Origin of the sequence: Halohasta litchfieldiae (assembly GCF_002788215.1) — an archaeon.
GTDB lineage: Archaea > Halobacteriota > Halobacteria > Halobacteriales > Haloferacaceae > Halohasta > Halohasta litchfieldiae.
Genome location: NZ_CP024845.1, coordinates 123309 through 147013, shown reverse-complemented (window position 1 = coordinate 147013; position 23705 = coordinate 123309). Strand labels below are relative to the sequence as shown.

The window sequence follows — 23705 nt, the reverse complement described above, 5'->3', positions numbered from 1 at the left end:
GAGTGACGGTATCTTCGCTTTTTCAACTCTCTACACACCTACCAGTGGTTTCGCTACTAATTAGGTGTAATCTACCCGAAGAGCCTACGCTGGCGGCTCACATCGCCAATAATCAGCTTGTTCGACAATCGAATAGTCGACCCGCTCTAAGATATCTCGTACCTCACGGCCAGTCTCGGTCGACAGCCCTTCCTCGTGGACCTCGATAAACAGCGTCGGCTGGTGAGTTTGAAGTGTCTCATGTGCACCGTGAAGGACGCCCGGACTCGCGCCTTCGACGTCAATTTTGATCGCATCGGGAGCGGGATGGTCCTCGGCAACCGTGTCGACGCGCCGAACAGGAACCGTGATGGTCTCGGCAAGCGAGGCCTCCCACCGACTCGCGCTCTCGCGGTCGAACCCCGAGAGTTCGGGGTACGTCGAGAGGTAGAACGGGCGGGTGCCGTCCTCGTCGCCGACGCCGCAGTCCAGCACGTCGACCCGATCACCGAGGTCGTTGCAGTCGACGTTGGCTTGGAGTTGTGCGCGAATCCGGGGTGCCGGCTCAAATGCGAGCAGTCGACGCCCCGGCGAGTCGGCCGTGAGTGCCAGCGAGTAGACGCCGACGTTGGCTCCGATATCGTAGATGGTGGCGTCGGGCCCGCAGTGGTCGTGGATTTCGGCGAGCATCGGGTCGCTGCCGTGACGGTTGAGCAGGTCGTAGCTTCGGAACTGGCCAGCCGGGGTTTGTTTTTGAGTGGCTAGCCACTGATAGTCGTAGTTGGCCTCAACCAGTCGGTAGTAGCTCCGGTAGCCCACCCACCGGGCCCGCTGAAACAGCCACGTCGAGAGTGAACTGGACACAGCTACGATACTGGTCCGACAGCTAATGTGTGTTTGGAGCAACGAATATACACCACGCCCGCCAGTCGACGGTATGCACGGACTCGGCGACGTGCGGTTTTTCGACCGGTTGGCACCGCTCTACGATCTGGTGATGCCAGCCGCCGACCGCGATGCGCTCACCGCAGCACTCGCCCGCGTCGACGGCCCCCTCGACCGACTGCTGGATCTCGGCGGTGGCAGTGGTCGCGCGACGATTGCGGTCGACGTCCCCGAGCGAATCGTCCTCGATGTCTCCCGACCGATGCTCCAGCGCGCCCGTTATCGACAACCCAACCAGACAGGTCGACGCAGTCGCCCTGCCGGGACTGTCGGCCCCCTCTCAGCAGTACAGGGCGATGCCGGTCGACTCCCGGTAGCCGACGACGCGGTCGACGCCGCGATGGTGGTCGACGCCTTCCACCACATGCCGGATCAACAGGCCGTGATCAAGGAGGCTGCGCGGGTGGTTCGGCCCGGCGGCGTGTTCGTCATCCGCGAGTTCGATCCGAGCCACCCTCTCGGCTGGTTGCTCGTGCGCGCTGAACACACGATTGGGATGGCGTCGACGTTCCATCGACCCGCCGAACTTGCCGAGCGACTGGCTGATGGTGGCTTCGATGTCTCACTCCTAACTGGCGGCTTCGAGTACACGTTGGTCGGCCACGTCGACTGAGACGAAGCTATCCCCATCGTCGACCATACCGACAACCACACACAGCGCGCATATAATACTGTCATTCAGCAGGTAGATAAGGCAGTGTGTGGGGTGGCACCATACCGACCGAGTCAAACCACTGATGATTTTACCTATCAGGCAAACGGTCGACCATGGCAGCACTCAACGGGCGCGTCGACGCGAGCGCGCTACCGCTTGCAGTCGGGGATCTACTGGCGATCCTCGGGGTACTGACGATTGGAATGCTCCAACACGGGACGCTGATTCCCGGCCGGGCAGCCGGTGTCTACGCACCGTTCCTGATCGGCTGGGGCGTGGCAGCCCTGCTCATCGGGGCTTACTCCGCCGGCGCGGCCGAGTCAGCGAAGGCGGCCATCCCACTGGGCGTTCGAGCGTGGGTACTTGCGGCCCTCGCTGGCTTCGGACTCCGGGCAACAGCCGTTTTCCCCGGCGATCTCGCCATCGCCTTCGTCCTGATTACGCTCGTCCTCACGGGCGTCCTGCTCGGCGGCTTCCGCTGGCTGTTCTTCAAAATCACGGGCTAAGTCGACTCTCTTTTTCTCAGTCCCAAGCAACACATCAACAGAGCCAATACTCTTATCGGCCCGAGTAATCGTCCAAGCGTCGTATAGCGACGTTTGCCAGCACAGAAAGCGTAATAAAAACACTCACCAAAATCAAGGGGAACCATCCGGTGAGTAAGAAATAAATGGCTAGTGTCATAAACAGAACGTCTTTCTCGATTCCATTTACTGTTGACATACGATCACGTTCAGTAGAGTGTATATATGTCTTATTGTGTAACCGCCGTTTAGAGACGGCACTAAACCCAAGCTAGCGATTTCGTCTGAGGTAATTTCTCCGTCCCTGAGCCGCACAAATGGGCACAAAACGACGGCGCAAATGGATCAACACTCACTTTATCAACCAGATTGTAACTTGAATAGTTACATGAGGAAACATAATATCTACCAGGCGCTTACGCTCTGGTTCGTTATTTTGATTTTCATCCAAACGGGTTCGGACCCGTCGTCTGGACTGCTCATGAGAGGTGCCGGGATGGTTGCAATCGCCCTCGCATACGTAATTCCCGGCTTCGTAGTTGTCGACCTTCTATCTGCATACACCAACGAACGAGCCACAATGTGAGTTCGGAGATGGCCATACACTACCTCTCGAACTATCAATCGAACTGGAACCGATCGACACGCCGCCGCGCGTAGAGCGCTGAGACGAGGCTGAACGCTGCGGCCAGTATCACCGTCGCGGCCAATCCACCAAGCCCGACAGAGACTGGCGAAACCCCGGCTATCGAGGAGATCCACTGGCCAACAAGTCGACTGTGGCCGAGCAGTAGCGGCAGTGAAACGATCCCAATCACCAGCGAGTAGCCGATAAAAGCGAGCGTGCTCGGAATAATCGCTTTTCGGCTCCGAGAGACACTGACAGCCTCGTAGCGTGGGAGTGCCGCCCCGATGCCGGTTGCAATCGCCGCCGCGGCAGTCCCAACGAGGAGGGTGCCGAAGGTTAGCGAGAGCACAGAGATCGTCGACAGCGGGCTGAGGAACCCAATGAGGACGACCGCACCCGCAGTGACCGGGAGGCCGACCAGCGTGCCAGCGAGGATATGGCCGCCGACGATTGCTCGGCCGGACGACGACGCAAGCAGCGTCGACGGCAGTACCGCGCCCTCGTTGCCAACGATGTTGAGCGTGAACAGCACGCCGGTGATCCAGATGCCAGAGAACGCAACCAACAGCACAAAGCCAGTGCCGACAGTCCCGGTTTCAATCGTCTGGACAAGCGGTGTCATCAGCAGAAACAGCGGGTAGACCGCATACGACAGCGAGATCGGCGCGCGCCGGGCCCGCCGCCAGTCGACTGTCACGACGCCGACCATCGGCTGTGGCAACAGCCCCGAGAGCCGCGAGTCGCCGGTCGAACTGGATGTCGACTGCTCGATTTCCGGCCCGTCAGCATACCAGAACCACGGGACCAGTCGATTGATCACCGGCAGCCCGACGCCGAGGCCGACGATGCCGACCACCAGCGCGCTCCCACCCCGGAGCACCGAGGCCTCGATGCCAGCCGACACCAACGTGAGTTCGCCGAGCCAGCCGAGTGGCGTCGGCGTGAACAGGACGTAGAGCGGATCGAGCACGGCTCCAACCGAGCCAGTGAGAAAGACGCCCATGTAGACGATGAAGACGGTGACGCCTGCTGCAGTCCGGAACCGGCGCAGCAGTCGGGATCGGGCACCGCCGGTTTTGATCAGCAGTGCAACGCCGATCCCGGTCAGAAACCCGGTCGACACCAGAAGACCGACCGAGACGAATACGGTCGGTGCAGCGAGGACTGAGCCGACAGCCACCGCGAACAGCACCGCGGCCGCCGCCACCACGAGACTTGCGGGCACGCCGTAGATGATCGCTTCGGTAAGCAGCAGCCCAGCGATGAGCTGTTGGTGCGAGATGGTCGTCAACAACCCATCTCGGCGGTCGGGGTCGAGCACGGTCGCAAAGCCACGGAAGGCGGCCGCCGCCAGCCAGAGTGTGACACTGAGTTGGCGCAGCCGAAAAATCGGTGTCGAAACCTCGCCCGACACGAGGTAGGTGCCACCGAAGTAGGCACCCGCTGGAATCCCAACCGCCATCGGCAGGAAGAACAGCGAGACGACCGCGAGGCTGAGTAGCTGGGTCGGATTGGCTTTGATCGCCCGCCAGCGACGCCGGAGCTCAGTCCGACTGATCGCCCGCGTCCGGGACCACGTCACTGACATCGGTATCACCGACATCGCTACTGACCCGTCGACCCGTCGTCGACTGCTGATTCTGTGGCTATCTCACCGTTTTCTGCCTCCGGCGCGGTCGACTCACGACCTCGCGGATCGGGCCTGTGGGAATCAGTCGCCCGCGAGCCGGTCGTCACCGCGAGGAACACGTCTTCGAGCGTCGAGCCGTGGTCCTCGCTGTCGGCGTCGACCTGGGCGACGAGCTCTGCTGGCGGCCCCTCAGCGACGAGTTCACCATCGAACAACACCCCCACGGTGTCGGCGAGTTCCTCGACGACCGAGAGGATGTGTGTCGACAGAAAGACCGTTTGCCCATTATCGGTCAGCTCCCCGATCACGTCGAGGACGGTGCGGGCCGCCCGCGGATCGAGTCCGCTTGTCGGCTCGTCGAGGAAGACGACCGGCGGCTCGTGGAGGAGCGCTCCGATCAGGCCGATTTTCTGTCGCATCCCTTTCGAGTAGTCGTCGATCCGCTTGCCGGCGTCGTCGGTGAGGTCGAACCGGTCGAGCCAGTCGGCGATCCGGTCGTCGGCCTCGTCGGCCGGAATATCCCGCAGTCGGGCGACGTACTGAAGCTGTTCGTGGCCGGTGAGTTCATCGAACACCGGCGGCTCCTCGGGGAGATAGCCCAGATTGCTTCGCACGCCGTCGCGGTCGGTCACCGAGGCACCCATGATCTCGGCCTCCCCGTCGGTCGGCGCGGTGAGCGTCGTCAACATCCGCATCGTGGTTGTTTTGCCCGCGCCATTAGGGCCGAGAAAGCCGTAGACGGTCCCGGGTTCGACAGTGAGGTCGACGCCGTCGACGACGGTCGTCGTGCCGAACTGTTTGGTCAGTCCGGTGGCGTGAATCGCGGGCTCCGAACTGTCATCTACTGTCTGGTCAATCGATGAGGAGAGCGGATCGTTCAATTTATCGAACTGTTCGTTCGAATCGTATTTTAATTGTCTGGTTGATTCCCAATCCGACACTGGCCGTTCAGTTCGAGAGCGTCGACAGCGAGAGCCGTCTTTGCTCCGGTGCTGACTGTTCAGTACCGATGAGCGCCGCATCAGCGTCGACAGCAGTCGTCGGATCGTCGACCAAGACGGCAGTGGCTCCGGCAAGCAGCGCTGCGACGAGTCCGCCGCCAATCGTTTCGGGCCGTGATAGCGGTGTCCGGATCGCCAGCCGTGATTCGGTTGTCAGTTCGAGTTCGTCGACAACCTGCTCAGCCATCGCAAGCAGTCGCTGGTGGCTGTAGGCCTCGTCGCCAGCGAGGAGCACCGTCGACTCGGGGTCGACCTGCGTCGGCGGGAACGCGGGGTTCTCGCTCCAGACCTCCTGTTCCCAATGGGTCGTTGTGGTGGCCTCCGGCGAGCCACCGAACACCGCGAGTCGACCCTCGCTGGACTCGTAGGCGGACTCGTCGTCGACTGGCACCAGACGCACGCGAGCGTCGGCCTCAGGATCGAACGTCGCTGTCGCACCGAGTTGGGCTGCCCCTAAAAAGGCAAGCAGTGGTTCAGGACGAGGCGAGGGGTCGACCGCGAGCGTCGAGTCGGCACTCAGTCCCAAATAGCGAAGCACGTTGCCCGATTTATAGGCAGTCGTAATGAAATCCCGATAGCTCATCGCTCGGTCGACGGCCGGACACTCGACGGCGGGCTGGCTCCGCCGGTTATCACGAGCCAACAGGTCGCCGACTACTGCCGCATTCATACGTCGTATTGGCAACTCCCACTCAAAAACACCCCGCCTGTTGGGACGTATGCGAACGCGCCCCATACACACCACGCTTCCGGTGAAATGCGGCGGTAGCGCCGCTACAGGGACTAAATATCGTCATCTGAGAATTGAACAGTCGACCGGAAATAGATCGCCGACGGTGAGAGTGCCGACTATTTAAAACGAGTTCTTGATTTTCTCGAAGAAGCCTTCGGAAACGTCGACTTCCTCGCCACCGGCTTCGGCGAAGGCTTCCAGCGCCTCGCGCTGGTCTTTATTAAGCGAGTCGGGCGTGACGACTTGGACGGTCACGTAGAGATGACCGGAGCGTCGACCGCGGAGCCGTGGCATCCCCTCGCCGCGGAGGCGGAACTGCTCGCCGCTCTGGGTGCCGCCGGGAATATCCATCTTCTTCGTGCCGTCGAGGGTTGGGATCTCAACTTTGTCGCCGAAGACGGCCTGCGGGAACGAAATCGCGTGGTTGTAGTGGAGATCGTCACCGTCTCGCTCGAAGGTCGCGTGGTCTTTGATCTCGATATCGATCAGCAGGTCGCCGTTCGGCCCGCGGTTCTCGCCGGGTGCGCCCTCGCCGTTCATTCGGAGCGTCTGGCCCGAACGGATTCCCTCGGGCACTTCGACGGTGAGGGTGACCTCGTTTTCGTCGATCCCGTCGCCGCCACAGGTCGAACACTGTTTGTCTGCGGTCTCGCCCTCGCCGCCACAGCGTCGACAGGTCGACCGCTGCTGGACGCGGCCGAACGGCGTCTGCTGGACGCGGGTGACCTGTCCGGTCCCGTCACACTCGCGGCAGGTCGACACCTCGGCGTCGTCGGGGTGGCCCTTGCCGTCGCAGTCCGAACAGTTCTCGGGCCGCGTGACGGTGAACTCCTTTTCGGCCCCGTTGTAGGCCTCTTCGAGGGTGATCTCCATCGCGGTCCGGAGGTTGCGACCCTGTCGGGGCTGGTTTCCGCGTTGGCCGCCGCGGCTACCGCCAGCGCCGCCGAAGAACTGCTCGAAGATGTCTTCGACGCCGCCCATCCCGCCTGCGCCGCCGCCCATACCGCCCATTCCTCCCATGCCACCTGCGCCGCCACCGCGGCCCTCATCGAAGCCGCCGCGTTTCTCGGCCTGCTCGAAGCGGTCGTGGCCCATCTGGTCGTAGGCCTGCCGTTTTTCCTCGTCGGAGAGGACCTCTTTGGCCTTCTCGATCTTCTTGAACTTCTCCTCGGCGTTCGGTTCGTCGCTCACGTCGGGGTGGTGTTCGGCCGCCTTTTTCCGGTAGGCCTTCTTGATCTCGTCTTCGGACGCATCGCGTGACACGCCGAGTGCCTCGTAGAAGTCCTCGCTCATTAGTTAACCACTGTTATTAGCCCGGACTACTTGAAAAACGCGGCTCCCGCTTCGTGTGTGAGACATCCGCGTGAAAAACGAAAATCGGCGTGAGCGATCGAACGACTACTCGGCGAATTACTCGTCGACTTCGACAACGACGACGTCGTCGACGGTGAGGCCGTCTTCGGCCGCAACCGAGTCGCCGGAGACGAGATCGGTTGCGTCGACGGTTTTGTCGATGCCAACCGTCGTGGTCTCCTCGCCGAAGTTCAGCAGGACGACGTACTCGCCGTCGTCGCTTTTCCGACCGAAGGCGACGACCGAATCCTGATCGTCGGCCTCGTAGTTGATCTGCAGGAGCTCGCCGTTCTGACCGAGCGAGGGGTGGTTCTCCTTGAGTTTGATGAGGTTGTCGTAATGCGAGCGGATCTCGTCGCGGGCGTGATCCCATGCGAGATGGTCACGTTTGCCGCGCTGGCCGAGTTCTTGGCCGCCGTACAGCATCGGAATCCCCGGCAGCGTGAACAGCGCGCCGGCGGCGGCCTTGGTGGCTTCGTCGCCACACTCGACGAGGTAGCGCGTTTCGTCGTGGTTTTCGAGGTAGAGCATGAAGGCGGCGTGGTCCGGGAAGCCCGAGCGTTTCCGGCCCTCGACGGCGTCGAGAATCGCCTCGGCTGGCTGGTGGCCGTTGCCCACTTGGCGAAGGGTGAAGTAGAGCGTCGTATCGAAGTGGATGTCGAACATCCCCTCGTGGAAGTCCGCGATGTACGGAATCGTCTCGTCGAGCAGCAGGAACTCCGGATCTTTGGACTTGAGTCGCTCCCGCATCTCTTTCCAGAAGGATTCGGGGACGGCCCACGCCATGTCACACCGGAAGCCGTCAGCGACCTCGGCCCACGTGTCGACCGCCTGAAGGAGGTGCTGGCGAACTTCGAGGTTCGTGAAGTCGAAGTTGGCGATGAACTCCCAGTCGAAGTAGGTGCCTGGCTCGCCGCTGTCCTGCCATTCGTACCAGTCGTAGTACTCCGAGGCCGGATTCTGGTAGGCGTCTTGGAAGTATGGATGGTCGCGTGCAGAGTGGTTCATCACGAGGTCGAAGAGGATCGACATGCCGCGGTCGTGGGCCGCATCCACGAACGCCTCGTAATCCTCGCGGTCGCCGAGGTCGTCGGCAATCGACAGGAAGTCGGTGATGTTGTAGCCGTGGGGCGCGCCGTCGTGTTGGAGCACGGGCGTGAGCCAGAGGCAGTCGACGCCGAGTTCTTCGAGGTAGTCGAGGCGTTTTTCGAGCGCCTCGAAGGTCGTTTCGGCCTCGTCGTCGTCGGCCGCAAAGCCGCGAACGTAGATCTCATAGAGCGTGACCTCTTTGCCCCACTGCGGCGGCTCGTTGAGCCGGTGGACGGCGAAGTTGCCGGTCGCGGCCACGCCGCCGTCGGCTGCGGCCACACCGCCGTCGGTGGCGATCTGTTCGTCGCCCAGTCGGTCGACGCTGACGGCGTCGGCCACACTGTAGCTGTCGCCGACAGCGACCGCGTGAACGCGTGCCTCGTCGCCGATGGCATCGAGCGGGATGCGAAGTTCGCGGTCGCCGATGGTGACATCGCTTTCAGTAACGCCGTCGCGGTCGTCCAGCAGGAACTCCACGTCGAGTTCGCTGGCGTCCCGCTCGGAGTCGGGGTGTGTTTTGACTGTCGCGGTGATGACTGCCTCGTCGCCGACGATCTCGCCGTCGAGTCGGATCCGTGGTCGACCCTCGCCGTCGCCGCTGGACTGGCCGAGTGCGGCCGAGCCGGAGCCTGAGCCGCTGACGCCACCGCTCTCGAACGGTCGCGCCGAGCCGCTCTGGCCACTCATCCCGCTGTAGCCGCTCATCCCGCTTCGGCCTGCGCCGGAGCCTTCGCCGGTCGGTCGACGGTCGCTCGGGAAGACGCGGATCGTCAGATCGAACCGATCAGAGGGGGTGCGGAGCGTTGCGGTGTAGCGACCGGGCACGTCGGGAACGAACTGCTCGACGGCCTCGTCGCCAACGCTGGCCTCGCTGGCAAGCGGGGCTTCGCTGATCGTCCATTCGTACTCGGCCTCAGGGTCAGGATCCCGAGGGGCGAGCTGTAGGCTATCGCCGACTGCAATGAACTGCGGAGGTCCTGGATGGTCCATATCGGTACTAAAAACACTCTCTCACTTTGGTCTTATGTATTTGGAAACTACTAATAATCGAGATGTTGGATGATTTATTTATATTTTTCATAACTATCTTCTGTTGTTTTAATACTCAAACGGGCGTTCTCAACCGGCGTGTTTATCACAGTTATTCACACTATACGGCGGGAGTGAGCCGCCAATACTTAGTTGTGGACCCCCAATCAGAGGGTACATGCGACTTCGAACAGCGTTGAACGAGTACAAACGCAACGGTGGTCGACGCTTTCCCGAGGAGTGTCGGACCACCGATGGCGCGTTTTCGGCTCACGGAGATCGGCTCGTGTACGTCGATCCCGAAGGCAGTCTCCGCGACTATTCGTCTGCGCTCTCTGGACTCTACGGCATCGATAGATCACGACTGGGCATCGAAACCGCCGACGGCACCCAGTGGTTCGATGAGTTTTCGACGGTCAGACAGCACTACTACCGGGAGACCAATGTGGTCGAAACCGAGTACGACGCGCGTGGATTCACGGTCCACCAGTACGACCTCACGCTGGGCCGGGCACATCTCACCCACGTCGAACTCCGCGGGGCGATCCCGCCGGAGGCCGAACTGACGGCGTTTCTGACGTTCGCCCCCGAGGGCCGGGAGACACAGGTCGGTCGACTCATCCACGAGGATGTCGGCCCCGACGATACCAAGACCGTCGAAGTGTTCCACCGCGCCGAACACGATTACGTCACCGCATCGAACGGTATTACTGATGTCCGAGGACAGATCCCCGAGCGGTTCGAGGAAGTCATCTCGGAGGAAGCCCTCGACTTCCCGCGGGATGCGGTTATCGACCGCTACGAAGACACCCACCTCAGCGGTGATGTCGTCGTCAACGCGCCGCTCAAACGCAGTGGACGAGCCGCCCGAACGACGCTCGTCACCCAGCTGTCGGACCACGACAGTCTCGGTCGGGAGTCCGCACTCGACGACATCCGCCGCTGTGCGGAGGCCCACCAGACTGCCGACGACATCCGCGCCGCGGGCCGCGAGCGCGCGACCGTCTCGGTACCGGATTCAGCACCGAACGGCACGGTCGTTCGGTCGGACCTGCGGGCACTGTCGCTTTTGACCGCGCCGACTGGCGCTCACATCGCCGCCCCGGAGTTCGACCCGTTCTACAGTCACTCCGGCGGCTACGGCTACACCTGGTTCCGCGACGAGGCCGAAACCGGTCGACAGCTCCTTGAGGCCGACAGTCTGCTGGATCTGGACCTCCAGCGGGATATCGAGGCCACCGCGCAGTTCTTCTGTGACACCCAACGCACCGACGGCTCGTGGTCACACCGCGCGTGGGCCATCGACGGCTCGCTTGCCCCCGGCTGGGCACACAGTCGCGTCGAGGGGGCGGGCAACGACGAGTATCAGGCCGACCAGACCGCCAGCGCGGTTGCCTTCCTTGCGACCCTTTTGACCGAGCGCGAGGAGACTCTCTCCGAAGAGCTGCGGAGTTCGGTTCGTGAGACGATTCACGACGGCCTTGCGGTCCTCGACGAAACGCTCGAAGACGACGGGCTTCCAAGCGCCTGCCAGAACCTCTGGGAGAATATGGACGGTCGCTTTACCCACACCGCGGCGACCTATCTGTTGGCCTACGCGACGGTGGCCAACGCGCCAGTCGACCACCACACTGCCGAGCACGCCCACGAGCAGGCCGCCACAGTCGTCGACAGTCTCGATCTGCTGTGGAGCGAGAACCGCGAAATCTATGGGCTCCGGCTCAACAAAAGCGGGAAGATTGACAACCGTATCGACTCGGGGACGTTCGCCATCGTCGACGCACTCGTCGCCTACAATCGAGTTACAGAACTGGATGAGGCGACCGTCGACCGGCTGACCAATCACATTCGACACGTCTTCGATGGGCTCTACCGTGACCCAGATGACACCGATGTCGCGGGACTGGCCCGCTTCGAGGGCGACACGTGGCGCTCTGAGGGCCAAGCCGGCGAGAAGATCTGGAGCGTTGCGACCGCATGGGGGGCAAACGCGGCCGCGGACCTCGGCGTTCTCTTGGAGGAGTACGACCGCGAGGACGATGCCGAGGAGTATTTCGACATTGCCGAAACCCTCTACACGCTCCTGTTGCCTGATGGGCCGCTGACGACCGATGCGGGCTATCTCACCGAGCAGGTGTTCGACGACGGCACGCTCGACGGGGCCTCGCCGCTGGGCTGGTCCCACGCGCTGCGACTCCGGGCGACTGCCGCCCTCAGAGAGCAAAATGCACTCCCTGTGTCGACGCCTGCACCATCGGGTCCCGAAAGTCGACCGCGCTGGACCACCGGCGAAAAGTACGGCGTCGGCACGGTTGCGGACCACGGTTCCGACGAGGCCTCGAAGGTCTGGTACACGCTGACCGAGGGTGCGCTGACCGAGGTGCGGTTCCCACGCGTCGACCTTATGAACCTCCGAACGGTCGACTTCCTCGTCACCGACACCGGAGAGAAGTCGACCTACACCGCCCGAACGCACAACGAAACGCGGGTCGACGACGATACCGAGACCATCGAGCGGCGCGTCGAGCCGACCGACGACGACGCGCTGCTGTTCCGTCACGTCGTCACCGAGCGGGGTGACGGTCGGGGTCACAAGTGGGAGCTGTCGGTGGAGTACTCCATCGATCCAAACCACGACGCCATTCTGGCGAGCGTCGACTTCGAAGCCGACGACGACAACGAGTACGAGGTGTACGCGATTGCTGACGTCGCACTCACAAACACCGGCAACCGGGACCGTGGCTATCGGCTCGGCGAGACCGGCAACTACCATCTGGCCGCCCGCGATGCCGAGGCCTACGACACCGGCTCCGAGCCGATTTTGACCGACGAGAACGGCGATGTCTACAGCGTTGCGGCAGCGATGACGACATCCAGCCGCTTCGATTGGGCAACCGTCGGCTCCGCGGGCTCCGATCACCTCTCAGAGCTATTTTCATCCGGCAAGCGACCGGTGCCAAACGACCGACTCGACGACGACAACATCGTGCTCGTCGGTCGGATCGGGACTGGAAACGTCGACGAGACGGTCGCTATCGGCTTCGGCGAGAACGCCGACACCGCCGCCGCTCTCGGTGAGGCCGAGGGTGCGCTGGCTCGCGGCTACGAAAACGTTCGGTCGGCCTACGCAGACACGTGGGAGTCATTCCTCGCGGACAAACCGTTCCCCGAATCAGTGAGTGGGAGCGACGAGATGTTGGCCCAGTACAAGAGCTGTCTGATGGCCCTGCGTGCCGTCGAGGACAAGACGTACATGGGCGCGGGCATCGCCAGTCCCTCGGTGCCATGGGGCGAAGCTGTGACCGCTGACGAACCGAAAGGCTACGGCTACAACTTCGTCTGGTCGCGGGATCTGTATCAGGTCTTTACGGTCTTCGAGGCCGTCGGCGACCTCAAGACGGCGACCGACGCCCTGCAGTACATCTTCGAGTACCAGCAGGACGACGAGGGGTTCATCCCACAGAACACCTACGTCAACGGGCTGACCCGGTGGGGTGGCAAGCAGATCGACAACATCTCGTTCCCACTGATTATGGCCTATCAGCTGGGCGAAAACAGCGTCGACTTCGCCGACGTCGAGTACGACTACATCAACGTCAAACGGTCGGCCGACTACGTCGCCCGCAACGGGCCGGCAACCGCCCAAGAGCGATGGGAGGAGGAGGCCGGCTACTCGCCGTCTTCGATTGCCGCGGAAATCGCCGGGCTCGTCTGTGCGGCGGATCTCGCCATCGATCAGGACCAGCCGGGCGACGCCCTGCCGTGGCTTGCGCTGGCGGATGAGTGGACCGAGCGCGTCGAGGAGTGGACGGCGACCGAGACCGGCACCGAACTCCACACCCACACGCCGTACTACACGCGCGTGACGCGAGACGGGAATCCCGAGGCGGGCCATCTCCGGACGCTCGCCAACGCGGGGCCGACCCTCGACGAGCGGGAGATCATCGACGGCGGCTTCCTCGAACTCACGCGGTTGGGGATCAAGCCGTACGACGACGAGATCATCAACAACTCCCTCACGGAGGTCGACGAGACGATCCGCGTCGACACGCCACAGGGACCAGCCTTCTACCGCTACAACGGCGATGGCTACGGCGAGCGTAGCGAGGAGGCCGAGGGTGCGCCGTGGTCGGTTGCTACGAAAGGCAAGGGTCGACTGTGGCCCATCTTCACCGGCGAGCGCGCGGAGTACGAACTGCTCGCAGGGACCGACGAGGGACCACTCGAACCGCAGTCGATGCTGGAGACGATGGCCGGCTTCGCCAACAGCGGCCGGATGATCGCCGAGCAGGTGTGGGACCGCCACATCGAAAACGACTACAACTGGAACATCGGCGAAGGGACCGGCGCTGCAACCCCACTGGCCTGGAGTATGGCCCAGTTCATCCGGCTGGCTCACGGTATCGACGCCGGGGAGCCAATCGAGATGCCGTCGGCGGTCAGCGAGCGGTATCTCTCCGGCCAGCAGGGCGAGTCGCCCACGCTTCGCGTCGAGACGCGGATCGTCGACGACAAACTGCAAGTCACCGGCGAGACCGACGCGGAACTCGTCGCCGTGAAGGTGACAGCCGACACCGTCATCGCCGACGTCGAAGACGGCGAGTTCGAACTCACGATCCCGATCAGTCACGGTGAGGTGCCGGTGACGGTGGCCGCCGCCAGCGACACCGATCTGCGGACGGCTGGCACTGCGGTCGAACGGTTCACAATCTAGACGTGTCGTACTAGCGTCGCACCCCTTTTTTTGATGCCCCTCGTAGGACAGCTATGGCGACTTATAGACGCCGCACGAGGGTTCGGGCACCGCTCGATGAGGTCTGGGCCTTCCACTCGTCGACCGACGGGTTGGAGGCGCTCACCCCCGACTGGATGGGACTCACCGTCTCGTCGGTTCGCGGCCCTGATGGGATCGCCGATCCCGACGAACTCGTCGAAGGCAGCGAAATCTCGATGCGATCCAAACCGTTCGGGGTGTTCCCCGAGAGTCGATGGATCTCCAAGATTACCGACCGCCGCGAGGGAGAGGGATACCGGATGTTCCGCGACAGCATGCTCGGCGGCCCGTTCGACCTCTGGATTCACACCCACGAGATGTACGGCGACGGCCACGAGACCGTGCTGATCGACACCGTCGAGTACGAACTCCCCAGTCCCCTCGGCGGCCGGGTCGACCCCGCTGCTATCGTCGGCTTCGAGCCGATGTTCCGCTACCGACACCGAAAGACCAAGGAGATACTGGAAGACGACACGTCGACTGCGGAATCCAAAACACGGACGCCCGACGCCTGAGCGTCGACACCGGCGAGCGATGCGGTGGGCTACCGATTTTTGTCACCGGCGACCGAACCTCGTGTATGGATCTCGATGTCGTCGACCTCGACCACGTCGCCGTTCGCGTCTCGGACCTCGATGCCGCCCTCGATTTCTATCACGACCTGCTGGGGATGGAGGTTCGGGACCGCCAGCGGTACGAGCAGGGCGAGGTCCCCTACGTCGCGGTCGTTGCAGGGGGTCGACACATTCACCTCGTGCCAACCGACGAGCCGATAGATGTCTCAAGCGACCATCTCTGTCTGTTGGTTCGCTCGGAAACGATGGAAACCGAAGCCGAAATCGAAGCCCTGATCGACGACCTCCGCGAGGCAGGCGTCACTGTCGAGGACGGCGAACCATACAGACGGTACGGGGCCTACGGCCGCGACTGGGCGGTCTACGTCCGTGATCCCGACGGTCGACGGGTTGAACTCAAACTCCACTGAGGCCATTAGCGGCCGAGGTCGATGTCGAACCGTGCGCCGCCCTCGTTGCTTTCGCCGGCGCTGATCTCCCAGTCGTGGCCCTCGATGATCGACCGAACGATAGCGAGACCAAGTCCGGTACCGTCGCCCCCTGTGTGGCCGTACTCGAAAACGACCGACTGTTTGTCCTCAGGGATACCCGGCCCGTCGTCGGCGACGTGGATTGTTCCACCGTTTGCCTCGACGCGCATGTCGACGTCCTCGCCAGCGTGGACGATGGCGTTTTTAAAGAGGTTCTCGAAGGCTTCCTGAAGCCGCGAGTCGTCGGCCATCACGGGGTCGAACTCATCGAAGCCATCGAGTTCGACGGTGGCGTCGTGGGTTTCGACGTTCTCCCATGCCTCCTCGACGATGGGTTTCAGATCGACTTCCTCGGTGTCGCCGACCGCTCGGCCCTCGCGGGCGAGCGTCAACAGATCGTTCAGCATTTCCTCCATTCGGCCGGCGGCGTCGACCGCGGGGTCGAGTCGGTCGAGGTTGCCGGTCTCCATGGCGAGTTCCAGATACCCCGAGATGACGTTGAGCGGGTTCTGGAGGTCGTGGCTAATCACCGAGGCGAACTGTTCGAGCTGTTCGTTCTGCCGTTTGAGTTCCTGTCGCTGGCGGCGTCGACGCTCCATGTGGCCGACGAGTTCGCCGACCGCCTGCAGCCGCTGGCGGGCCTCTTCGGTCCACTCCTGAGGGTAGTCGACGGTGATGACAATCGCCCCCGAGAGCTGCCATTCGATGACGACCGGCAACGCGAGCAGGGTCCCGGTCTCGGCGTCGGCAGTCAGATCATCAGTGATCTCGGCCGATGCAACAGTAGTTGTCCCGCCCTCACTGTTCGCTGTTGCTGCTGTCGCGTCGGACCCACTGGCCGACAGCTCGCTGTCGACTGCTGTGACGTCGACACAGGCTGGCTCGAACTTCTGAAGCTGTGAGCGAAACCCCGGGAACTGCTCGGCGGGCACTTCCTCGGTCCCGATACCGAACAGCCTGCGATGGGGTTCAGTCTCGACGAGCTCCTCGTCGCTCCAGCCGTGTGTGAGTTCGAGCGTCTCCCCGTCGTCGACCTCGTAGATCAGACACTGGTTGGCATCGATTTCCTCGGCCAGCGACTTGAGTGCCCACTCGGTTTTCATGTCGACCTCGTCGGCCGCCGCCCCCATCAGCGACCGCGAGACGTCGAGTGTGATCCCGTTGAGATCGGCCGAACTGGTCTCCAAGGCGTCGAGACAGTTCCGAAGCCCGACGAGCCCGTCAGTGATGTCGGCTCCGTCCTCGGCATCGCTGGTCCCTGATTCGACGGTTGTCTCCGGCGACTGCTGTTTATAAATAACGTCAGTGACACCTGCTCGAAACGCCCCCCGCAGGAGGTCGACGCCCTCATCGCTCGCAAACAGCACGAACGGCATGGCCTCGTCGACGGTCGCAAAAAAGTCGAGCCAGTCGGTCTCCGACAACGTGTCGGCCGCAACGAGACAGTCGAACGAGCCGTCCATCGCCGCCGTCGCCGCTTCGGCCGACTCCACCGTCGTCACCGCCCACTCCGGCTCGAACGCCGACGTCACCTTCCGCCGGTAGACCGCATCCGGGTCGACATAAAGTAGATGAGACCCCCCCTCTCGTCGAGTCATGTGTACCAACTCACAAAGCTGCTGTATAAACCTTCCCGTCTAGTTATCAGTGCTGATCATATTCTCACCCGCTAGACCCCATAAATCCATCCAATTGACAGCGTTGTAACAACTGCCAACAGCAGTTGGAGCGGCGCACCGACCCGGAAGAAATCGGAGAACCTGTAGCCGCCGGGACCGTACACCATCAGGTTCGTCTGGTAACCGACCGGCGTAATAAAGGCCGTCGACGCTGCGAAGGTGACTGCTAACACGAATGCGAAGGCGTTGGCTCCGATGGTGGTGGCGACATCGAACGCAACTGGGATCATCAACACGACGCTGGCGTTGTTGCTGACGAGGTTCGTCAGCAGCGAGGTGAGCAGATAGAAGACGCCAAGAATCAAAAGCGGCGCAAAGTCGGTGCTTCCGGCGACGACAAGCGCAGCCAGCCACTCGGCGGCACCAGTCTGTTCCATCGCAATCCCGAGCGGAATAACCCCCGCAAGCAGGAAAATGACGTTCCAGTCGACGGCGTCGTAAATCTCGGTGGGCTTCAAGCAGCCGGTCAAGACCATCGCCACGACGCCGGCGAGCGCTGAGACGACAATTGGGAGCAGACCCGCCCCGGCGACAGCAACGACAGCGGCGACGATCCCCAGCGCGAGTGGGGTTTTCGAGCGGCGGTAGGTCGGCTCGGACTCTTGAGCGACGACGAACGCACGGTTTTCGACCAGCCGCTGGATCGCCTCGTCTGTCGCCTCCAAGAGGAGCGTATCGCCGCCGCGGAGCGGGGTGTGGTCCATCCGCTGGCGGATCACCGCGCTGCCGCGGCGGATCGCCAACACGGTCGCGTCGTACCGCCCTCTGAAGTTCAGCGAGGCCAGCGTCTCGCCGATCAGGTTCGTTCCCGGCAACACCACGACCTCGATCAGCGTCCCGGCGTCGGTCTCGAAATCCGCGTCGTGGTGGGTCGTCTGTGGGAGCAGGTCGACGCCCTCGGTGTCGATCAACTCCATGAGTGTCTCGCGGTCGGTGCGAACGAGCAGAATATCGCCCTCGTTGAGTTCCTTCCGGGCCAGCGGTTCGCCGAACGTCTTGCCATCCCGAACGAGGTGGACGATATCGATGTCGACATCCAACGTCCGGAGGCTTTCGCGGACCGTGCGGTCGATCAGTGGCGACTCCTCGCGGACGACCACCTCGGTCAGGTACTCCGCCATCTCGAACTCCTCGGTGAGGTTGAGTTGGGGCTTGATGCGTTCGGGGGTGAGATACCGACCCACCGTGAGCAGATAGACGGTTCCGACCGCGAGGACGATCAGTCCAACCGTGGTGAACTCAAACATCGAAAACGGCTGGGAGGCCGCGCCGCCAACGCGGTCCCAGACATCGGAGGCCAGAATATTGGTCGACGTGCCGATCAGCGTCAGCGTCCCGCCCATCATCGAGGCAAACGAGATCGGCATCAGCAGCGTCGACGGCGAGCTGTTGGTCCGTTTGGCGATGCGGATCGCCATCGGGATCATCACCGCGACGACCGGCGTATTGTTTATAAATCCAGCCGAACCGCCGGAGATGCCGACGACTGCCCCCAGCTGTTTGAGGGGACTGTCTTTGGTCCAGTCGACGACCAGATCGCCAAGCTGTTCGACGACGCCGGTTCTGCGAATGCCCTCGCTGAGGATAAACATCGCCAACACGGTGATGGTGGCCGAACTCGCAAAGCCCGACAGTCCCTCGACAGGCGTAATCGTCGTCCACGGCTCTAAGACGATCAGGACGACGATCAGCGCGATAGCCGTGATGTCAATTGGGACCGGCTCAGTGACAAACAGGAGGAGTGCCAGCAAAATCACCGCAAACACGACCACCATACCGGTCGTTACTGGCGGGATTTGGAGGAGAGAGACGGTCGACACCACACCAGAGACACTCACAGTTCCCTATAGAAGACGTCCGAACGGAAGGATGATTCTCCCCGGCGGGTTCTCGATCATCTCCTCGGGTGCGAGAACGAGCATCCCGACGACCCCCGCGACGGCGACGGCGACGAGAATCAGTAACAGGAGGCTGATTTTGTTCATCGCGCTTGTCCCGTCGAGAACCGACCTAGAGCCATCGGTGAGCAGTTCATTGGGCACATATTTGTCTACGATACTGATAAATCCTTTTGAACCAGTCAGTCCAGTTCATGCGACGTCGAATTCGTTAGGCGATATCCCGACTCGTGTCGATGGAGACGCCGGTCGACAGTTTGAGCTTGATCGTCTCGTCGAGCGCGCGGCCACCGCGGAACTTGGGCACTGAGAGCCGGTTGACGATTTCTGTCCCCTGAATCTCCGTATTGAGGTGGAAAACGACATCGGCCATATGCTCGGTCACATCCCGAAGCTCCGGCACTGACCGACCGTCCATCGCATGCAGAATCGCGATGCTCTCGGTGTTCCGCATCTGGGTCTGGAGCTGGTTGAGAAAGTAGCGGTAGCGGCTGGCTTCTTGGCGCTCCAAGGGATCAAGCGTGTCGATAATCAGCGTCGACTCCGTGGGCAGGGTGCCCAGTAGCTTGTTGCCCTGATCGAGCGGAGCCTCGACGCCGATATCCCGGATCGTTGGCTCGCCGACCTTCGTATACCGGCTGGTCCGGTCCAGCGCGTCTTGGACGGCCTGATCCGACCGAATCGTGGTGAGATACAGTGCCATCCGAACCGCAGTTACCTCGTACAACAACAGCTCCGACTGGCTGGCTGGGTCCGCAGAAAACAGCACGATACTCCCGGTTGGAATCCCCCCGTCGAGCTGCCGGTCGAGCACGTCGATACCCGTCGAGAGGCGTCTGCTCATCACGGAGTGGTTGGCTCGGGCGTAAGTAAGTCTACCCCTCAAATTATCGCTTGGAATAATACTGGCGTCGACCGCGTTTCCGCCCGCTGGTGACCGTCACCGGGCAGTTGAACCGATCTGCGAGCCGTCGCTTTACTGTTGATCCACGCTGCCCACCACGGACGATCAGGCCGTCGACCGACTGGCCACCGGCGAGTCGCTCGCGGAACCGGTCGGCGGCGTGGAGTGAAACACCACAGGGGACGACCGCCAACCGGAGCCGGGTGGCGTGGATCGGGTCGACCGCCGTCGACCCACAGCGCGTCGCGCGTTCGACAACCAACTGACAGTCCGAGGTCGATGCCGAACCGAGCTCCGCACGAAGCTGTGCTGTCTCCACACCGGGTGTTGTCACAACGAGATCCATACAGCCGATGCTGTCGGTTTGGTATCTAAACCTACGCGTCGACGGCGACCAGCGATCCGTCGAGAGCGATCAGTCCTGACAGCAGCCGCCAGCCTCGCCGCCGAAGTCGACGGCGGGCTCCTCGGAAATGGCCATGTTGACCGACTCCAGTTTGTCTTGGAGCTCCTCTTGGGCGTCGAGATATTCAGCCATCACCGGCAGGTTGTGGAGTTCCCGCTGGGCCGCCTGGACGTCGCGCATCGACTCACGGTCGGCACGGCCGGCCTCTCGGTCGACCATGAACTCGTGGCGGAGCTCTTCGAACTCCCGGATCATCTCTTGGGCTTCGGCATCGTTTTCGACGGCCTCGTTGGCCTCGACGAACGCCTTGTGTTCGGGGCTCTCGGCGATCTTCTCGCCCAGTTCGCGACCGAGATCTTCGAGTGTTGCGGCTTCGATGCTCATACCTCGTATTGGAAACCGAACGGTATAGATTTGCCGGAAGCGGTGGTGGGCCACCCGCCAGACAGCCGGTCGACCCGCCACAGTTAGTCGACTACCTAGTGCTGTCGACCCACAGCTGATCGATGGTGTAAGTGAGACAGAGTCCGCTTAAAAATATCCCAGCCGAGAGACCGTCTCTGGGTCGTTCGAGCGAGAGACCGACAAGCAGGCTGGCCGAGAACGTGACACTCATCCAAATAATCGTCAGGACGAGCCACGAACTGACTGTATCCGGAGCGATCAGTAACCGGCGAATCATGTCCACCGCCACTCCCAAAGAACATTCCCCATATCGCTCTATCTGAACGGAGCACTCAAAAGTATAGTTCGGCTACAGCGGACTAAGCACAGCTTACACTCCTGATCCCGGCCGTCTACAGCTGGTTTTCGACGAACGCAACCAGATCTTCAAGCTCGGGGGGACTCACGCCATGGGGAGCGTCGTACACGTTGTATGTGACCGTTGCACCCAGCTCTTTGAACCGCTCGGCGGCGGCCTCCGAACGCGCTGCCGGAATGATCTCGTCGGCGTTCCCGGCGGCGATGAAGACCGGTTTGTCGACGATTCCCTCGGGTTCGATCTCGTGGTGGGAGGCAGGCAGATAGCCGTGGAGCCCGACAACCCACTGATACTCACTGGGAGCTTCGAGCAGCAGCGACATACTGGTAATCGCCCCCTGACTGAAGCCAAGCAGTCCCAGCCGGTCGCTATCGAGGTCGTAGGCGTCGACTGCGGCCTTGACGCTTTCGTCGACGAGCCCCAGACTCCGGTCGAAATCGGCCGCGTCGGGCTGGCTCTGGTGGAGCCCACCCGCCGACAGATCGAGATCGTACCACGTGTAGCCACCCTGCAGTCGGTCAGGTGCGCGGAAGCTCACGATGTGGAGTTCGTCGGGCAACTCCTTGGCAATCGGAAGCAGATCCTGCTCGTTGGCCCCTCTTCCGTGGAGCACGAACACCGCGGGTGCCGCCCCATCGCTCGGCGTTTCAGGCTCGATATGAACGTGTTCGAGTGGCATCTCGGACATGACTAAGTTATTGGGACCGACCGTCTTAAACTGAAAGTAACATCGGTGTCACCGGTCGCGGGCAGCAGCGAAATCGACGTTTGTAGAAATTAGCGGCTGATTACCGACCGCTGTCAGCGCTAATCTATCTTTACCATCAGCTATCTATCTCTACTGCTGTTTGCTTACCAACTACTGCTGATTGGGACCGTGATTGTCAGCTGCTATCGATGCTATCCAACGCTGATGTCGCGCTAACGAAGGTCGACTACGGGCGGTGATCGCTACAGGTTGTCCGCGAGTCGTCGCGCGATTCGCTGGGCCCCTTGGGCGGCGGCTAGATCCGGTCTGTCGGCCGCAACGACGGTGATATCGCGGTCGAGTTCCTCGGAGAGTCGCTCCTCGAAGACGTCTTCAATTCCCGGGATACAGGCCATCCCACCAGTGAGTGCAATCGGCTTCCCGAGTGCAATCTGGTAGGGTTTCATGTGGGTGTTGGCCAGCTCCGAGAGGAAGTTGTTGGCGATTTCGTCGACCGCCTCGTCGACGTACTCGTTGAGCGCGTCCATCACGCTGCGTTCGATGGTGAACTCGTGGGAGCCGCCGCCGGGCTGCTGGATGACGTCGGTGAACGGTTCGAAGTCGACGAAGTCGCCGTGCTGTTCTTTGTACTCGCGGGCGGTCGTCAGATCGATGTTGACCCGGCCTTGGGTCTCTTCTTCGACCGCGTTGGCGATTCGGCGGTCGACCTCGCTGCCGGTCACCGCGCCCGTTGAAAACGGTTCGAGCTGTTCGGCGTGGCGGTAGGCACAGGCTTCGAGGTTGGTCGACCCCATGTTGACCGCGATGAATACCTCGTCGATAGCCTCAAGCTCGTCGCCCATCGCCGGCACCGAGCCACAGAGCGATTCGGGGAAGCTCCGGACGAGCCGCTTGCCGATGGGGCTGCCTTCGATGACCTCGGTGAGGTTTTCGAGTCCCTCGTCGTTGTCGATGGTCGGGATCGCATACACCACAACGCTGTCTTCAGGGATTTCTTGGGCCCGGACGAGTTCGTTGAAGAACTTGCCCGCGAGGGCTGCTCGGTCGTCGTCTTCGGGGAGTCCCGACCGGAGCATGAACTCCACGGTGTCGGGGAACTCTTGGGCGGCCTGCTCGCCATACAGTACCTTCTCCTCACCGGTAATGGCGTCCTCGTAGGTCGCCAGACAGGTGAGTGTCCGGACGGTTTCGATCTCGCCGTCCTTCGGGTACTGGAGTACTGTTCGTGTGCTGCCGAGTTTGACGCCGACAGGGGTTATTTCGCTTGCGTCGCTCGTACCGTCAAATGCGCCGTCGTCTGTATCGTCTGCCATGGTTAGTGATGTGGGTCACGCAAGTGACGCCAGCGTGGCGATATACAGCAGGCTGAGACGATGATCCCCCGCGGTCAGCGACCGGTCGTGGGTCGGCTCTGGAAACCGGTCGACAGAGCCACGGAGATCGGCTTCGACTGCCGGGGTGATCCACTGGAGCCGTCGGTAGTAGCCGAGTGCCTGTTCAGTCCGGTCGTGTCCGCCGACGTGGACGAGAAAGTCGAGCCACTCCTCGCGGACTCCCCTGCCGAGTTCCGACTCGGGGAGGGCCGTCAGAAACGGCCGCGAGAGCTGATCGAGCTGTTGGCGTTCGGACTGGAGTGCGAGTAGCTGCCGAAACTGCTCGTCGCGGACCGACTCGTCGGGCTTCATCGCCTGAGATGTCGCTTGTGAGCCGTCCTCGACCGGCTCCGCGCCAGCCAGCTCCCGCAGTTCGTCGGCATCGTACTCCCGTGGGTTTACTGTCATCGTCTGTGGGCCGTGCTATCGCCGGATGGTCGTCCGTGTCGTGCCCTGAACAACAGTATCTCACGGAAGAATATCAGCATTCTGGTGGATGTGTCGACCGAATCTGTCAGCTGTGGCAGACCAATAGTGTTGTCGTAACGCCTAAGAGTGAAACGGCCGTTTTATTACGTAATGAAACAA

21 protein-coding genes are annotated in these 23705 nt (G+C 62.0%); 5 read left to right on the top strand and 16 right to left on the bottom strand.

Annotated elements, in window-relative coordinates; all coding sequences use genetic code 11:
- Nucleotides 1-84: 84 nt before the first annotated feature.
- Nucleotides 85-843, bottom strand: a complete 759-nt coding sequence (locus HALTADL_RS00760; RefSeq protein ID WP_218143652.1) for an FkbM family methyltransferase — start codon at nucleotides 841-843, stop codon at nucleotides 85-87.
- Nucleotides 844-916: 73 nt separating this feature from the next.
- On the opposite strand from HALTADL_RS00760, the gene HALTADL_RS00755 reads away from it, so the two are divergent.
- A complete protein-coding gene (locus HALTADL_RS00755; protein ID WP_089671534.1) occupies nucleotides 917-1537 on the top strand; it encodes a class I SAM-dependent methyltransferase in 621 nt (206 codons plus the stop codon).
- Between the two features lie 155 nt (nucleotides 1538-1692).
- Nucleotides 1693-2085, top strand: coding sequence for a DUF3054 domain-containing protein (locus HALTADL_RS00750; protein ID WP_089671533.1), 393 nt, complete (start codon nucleotides 1693-1695; stop codon nucleotides 2083-2085).
- A 638-nt stretch (nucleotides 2086-2723) separates the two neighbouring features.
- Here HALTADL_RS00750 and HALTADL_RS00740 read toward each other — a convergent pair.
- From HALTADL_RS00740 to malA, 5 genes are all read right to left on the bottom strand, one after another.
- On the bottom strand, nucleotides 2724-4319 hold the full coding sequence (locus HALTADL_RS00740; protein WP_143054119.1) for a hypothetical protein: 1596 nt from the start codon (nucleotides 4317-4319) through the stop codon (nucleotides 2724-2726).
- Between the two features lie 17 nt (nucleotides 4320-4336).
- Nucleotides 4337-5242 carry an ABC transporter ATP-binding protein gene (locus HALTADL_RS00735; RefSeq protein ID WP_394327351.1) on the bottom strand — a complete coding sequence of 302 codons (906 nt, stop codon included), beginning with the start codon at nucleotides 5240-5242 and terminating at the stop codon, nucleotides 4337-4339.
- Between the two features lie 67 nt (nucleotides 5243-5309).
- Nucleotides 5310-6032 (bottom strand): class I adenylate-forming enzyme family protein, encoded by a 723-nt coding sequence (locus tag HALTADL_RS00730; protein WP_089671529.1) that lies wholly within the window; start codon nucleotides 6030-6032, stop codon nucleotides 5310-5312.
- Nucleotides 6033-6215: 183 nt separating this feature from the next.
- Entirely contained in the window at nucleotides 6216-7388 is a 1173-nt protein-coding gene (dnaJ, locus tag HALTADL_RS00725) for a molecular chaperone DnaJ (protein ID WP_089671528.1), read from the bottom strand.
- A 117-nt stretch (nucleotides 7389-7505) separates the two neighbouring features.
- The gene (gene malA, locus HALTADL_RS00720; RefSeq protein ID WP_245708385.1) at nucleotides 7506-9527 is read right to left on the bottom strand and encodes an alpha-amylase MalA; all 2022 of its coding nucleotides are present in this window, start codon (nucleotides 9525-9527) and stop codon (nucleotides 7506-7508) included.
- Between the two features lie 217 nt (nucleotides 9528-9744).
- Here malA and HALTADL_RS00715 point away from each other — a divergent pair, with 217 nt between their 5' ends.
- From HALTADL_RS00715 to HALTADL_RS00705, 3 genes are all read left to right on the top strand, one after another.
- Nucleotides 9745-14280: a glycoside hydrolase family 15 protein gene (locus HALTADL_RS00715; RefSeq protein ID WP_089671527.1), complete on the top strand. Its 4536-nt coding sequence runs from the start codon at nucleotides 9745-9747 to the stop codon at nucleotides 14278-14280.
- 53 nt (nucleotides 14281-14333) lie between these two features.
- Nucleotides 14334-14855 carry an SRPBCC family protein gene (locus tag HALTADL_RS00710; protein ID WP_089671526.1) on the top strand — a complete coding sequence of 174 codons (522 nt, stop codon included), beginning with the start codon at nucleotides 14334-14336 and terminating at the stop codon, nucleotides 14853-14855.
- Nucleotides 14856-14920: 65 nt separating this feature from the next.
- Nucleotides 14921-15325 carry a VOC family protein gene (locus HALTADL_RS00705; protein WP_089671525.1) on the top strand — a complete coding sequence of 135 codons (405 nt, stop codon included), beginning with the start codon at nucleotides 14921-14923 and terminating at the stop codon, nucleotides 15323-15325.
- Nucleotides 15326-15330: 5 nt separating this feature from the next.
- Here the strand turns inward: HALTADL_RS00705 and HALTADL_RS00700 are convergent, their stop codons facing one another.
- From HALTADL_RS00700 to HALTADL_RS00655, 10 genes are all read right to left on the bottom strand, one after another.
- On the bottom strand, nucleotides 15331-16983 hold the full coding sequence (locus HALTADL_RS00700; RefSeq protein ID WP_089671524.1) for an ATP-binding response regulator: 1653 nt from the start codon (nucleotides 16981-16983) through the stop codon (nucleotides 15331-15333).
- 71 nt (nucleotides 16984-17054) lie between these two features.
- Complete coding sequence (locus HALTADL_RS00695; RefSeq protein ID WP_089671596.1) at nucleotides 17055-18860, bottom strand: SLC13 family permease; 1806 nt, start codon at nucleotides 18858-18860, stop codon at nucleotides 17055-17057.
- 48 nt (nucleotides 18861-18908) lie between these two features.
- On the bottom strand, nucleotides 18909-19106 hold the full coding sequence (locus HALTADL_RS00690) for a hypothetical protein (protein WP_100190861.1): 198 nt from the start codon (nucleotides 19104-19106) through the stop codon (nucleotides 18909-18911).
- A gap of 67 nt (nucleotides 19107-19173) precedes the next feature.
- Nucleotides 19174-19806, bottom strand: coding sequence for an RAD55 family ATPase (locus HALTADL_RS00685; RefSeq protein ID WP_089671523.1), 633 nt, complete (start codon nucleotides 19804-19806; stop codon nucleotides 19174-19176).
- A 43-nt stretch (nucleotides 19807-19849) separates the two neighbouring features.
- Nucleotides 19850-20212: a hypothetical protein gene (locus HALTADL_RS00680; protein WP_089671522.1), complete on the bottom strand. Its 363-nt coding sequence runs from the start codon at nucleotides 20210-20212 to the stop codon at nucleotides 19850-19852.
- A gap of 69 nt (nucleotides 20213-20281) precedes the next feature.
- Nucleotides 20282-20656, bottom strand: a complete 375-nt coding sequence (locus HALTADL_RS00675) for a YlbF family regulator (RefSeq protein WP_089671521.1) — start codon at nucleotides 20654-20656, stop codon at nucleotides 20282-20284.
- A 91-nt stretch (nucleotides 20657-20747) separates the two neighbouring features.
- Entirely contained in the window at nucleotides 20748-20954 is a 207-nt protein-coding gene (locus HALTADL_RS00670; RefSeq protein WP_143054118.1) for a hypothetical protein, read from the bottom strand.
- A gap of 115 nt (nucleotides 20955-21069) precedes the next feature.
- The gene (locus HALTADL_RS00665; protein ID WP_089671519.1) at nucleotides 21070-21723 is read right to left on the bottom strand and encodes an alpha/beta hydrolase; all 654 of its coding nucleotides are present in this window, start codon (nucleotides 21721-21723) and stop codon (nucleotides 21070-21072) included.
- Between the two features lie 263 nt (nucleotides 21724-21986).
- Nucleotides 21987-23057, bottom strand: a complete 1071-nt coding sequence (locus HALTADL_RS00660) for an acetate and sugar kinases/Hsc70/actin family protein (RefSeq protein WP_089671518.1) — start codon at nucleotides 23055-23057, stop codon at nucleotides 21987-21989.
- 15 nt (nucleotides 23058-23072) lie between these two features.
- A complete protein-coding gene (locus HALTADL_RS00655; protein ID WP_089671517.1) occupies nucleotides 23073-23525 on the bottom strand; it encodes a FlaD/FlaE family flagellar protein in 453 nt (150 codons plus the stop codon).
- Nucleotides 23526-23705: the final 180 nt, after the last annotated feature.

Coding starts and splice junctions, on each gene's coding strand:
- HALTADL_RS00685 (WP_089671523.1), bottom strand. CDS start 19,806: ATGAGCAGACGCCTCTCGACGGGTATCGACGTGCTCGACCGGCAGCTC.
- HALTADL_RS00675 (WP_089671521.1), bottom strand. CDS start 20,656: ATGAGCATCGAAGCCGCAACACTCGAAGATCTCGGTCGCGAACTGGGC.
- dnaJ (WP_089671528.1), bottom strand. CDS start 7,388: ATGAGCGAGGACTTCTACGAGGCACTCGGCGTGTCACGCGATGCGTCC.
- HALTADL_RS00655 (WP_089671517.1), bottom strand. CDS start 23,525: ATGACAGTAAACCCACGGGAGTACGATGCCGACGAACTGCGGGAGCTG.
- HALTADL_RS00755 (WP_089671534.1), top strand. CDS start 917: ATGCACGGACTCGGCGACGTGCGGTTTTTCGACCGGTTGGCACCGCTC.
- HALTADL_RS00705 (WP_089671525.1), top strand. CDS start 14,921: ATGGATCTCGATGTCGTCGACCTCGACCACGTCGCCGTTCGCGTCTCG.
- HALTADL_RS00710 (WP_089671526.1), top strand. CDS start 14,334: ATGGCGACTTATAGACGCCGCACGAGGGTTCGGGCACCGCTCGATGAG.
- HALTADL_RS00730 (WP_089671529.1), bottom strand. CDS start 6,032: ATGAATGCGGCAGTAGTCGGCGACCTGTTGGCTCGTGATAACCGGCGG.
- HALTADL_RS00700 (WP_089671524.1), bottom strand. CDS start 16,983: ATGACTCGACGAGAGGGGGGGTCTCATCTACTTTATGTCGACCCGGAT.
- HALTADL_RS00665 (WP_089671519.1), bottom strand. CDS start 21,723: ATGTCCGAGATGCCACTCGAACACGTTCATATCGAGCCTGAAACGCCG.
- HALTADL_RS00740 (WP_143054119.1), bottom strand. CDS start 4,319: ATGTCAGTGACGTGGTCCCGGACGCGGGCGATCAGTCGGACTGAGCTC.
- HALTADL_RS00715 (WP_089671527.1), top strand. CDS start 9,745: ATGCGACTTCGAACAGCGTTGAACGAGTACAAACGCAACGGTGGTCGA.
- HALTADL_RS00670 (WP_143054118.1), bottom strand. CDS start 20,954: ATGATTCGCCGGTTACTGATCGCTCCGGATACAGTCAGTTCGTGGCTC.
- HALTADL_RS00660 (WP_089671518.1), bottom strand. CDS start 23,057: ATGGCAGACGATACAGACGACGGCGCATTTGACGGTACGAGCGACGCA.
- HALTADL_RS00750 (WP_089671533.1), top strand. CDS start 1,693: ATGGCAGCACTCAACGGGCGCGTCGACGCGAGCGCGCTACCGCTTGCA.
- malA (WP_245708385.1), bottom strand. CDS start 9,527: ATGGACCATCCAGGACCTCCGCAGTTCATTGCAGTCGGCGATAGCCTA.
- HALTADL_RS00680 (WP_089671522.1), bottom strand. CDS start 20,212: ATGGATCTCGTTGTGACAACACCCGGTGTGGAGACAGCACAGCTTCGT.